This window comes from Corynebacterium sp. MSK071 (assembly GCF_030232125.1).
In the GTDB taxonomy this organism is placed as follows: Bacteria; Actinomycetota; Actinomycetes; order Mycobacteriales; family Mycobacteriaceae; genus Corynebacterium; species Corynebacterium kefirresidentii.
The window spans coordinates 1-518 of record NZ_JASPJA010000048.1; the positions used below are offsets into that span (position 1 = coordinate 1).

Consider the following 518-nt stretch of genomic DNA (forward strand, 5'->3'; position numbering starts at 1 on the left):
GGGGTGTCAGCAGCGGCGTGGGCTGCGTGGGCTGCGGCTGGTGGACCAGCTAATCCGGCAACGAATACCATTTGGCTTGTCGCCGGCGGCGCAGGAAATTTGGGCATCGCACAGTTGGCAATCATGCTCGTGGGCTATATAGTGGCCAAGCCTCAACGTGCACTTCGCCGCCTACTGACTCCTTTTGTCCTTCCCTGGACTTTCTTGGATGCATTTGGCATCGATACTGTCACTACGTTGGGGGTCGCGCTAGCGCATGTCGTCGCTCGTACGCGGGGAATCGTTGGTCGTGTACTCCGTCCTATCCTTCCGCTGATGGTAGGCGTTCTCGCCTCGAGCGTTATTGCGGCAGCGCGCTGGATGGGCTGGAAGCTTCCTATCATTGCTGCTCGCTTGCTTACCCCTGTTGCAATTGTGCTGGGCGTGAATCATCGTTTTGTCATCGCTGCACTTGTTGTTCTCACGTGGGTTGGGCAACGTCTTAAGAAGTGGCCAAAGTTCGCCCTCAGTAGTATTGC

Annotated in this window: 1 protein-coding gene; it reads left to right on the top strand. The window is 56.9% G+C overall.

Annotated features, from left to right (window positions below):
* A partial coding sequence (locus QP990_RS12145) for a hypothetical protein (RefSeq protein WP_284799423.1) occupies positions 1-518 on the top strand: 518 nt, incomplete at both ends.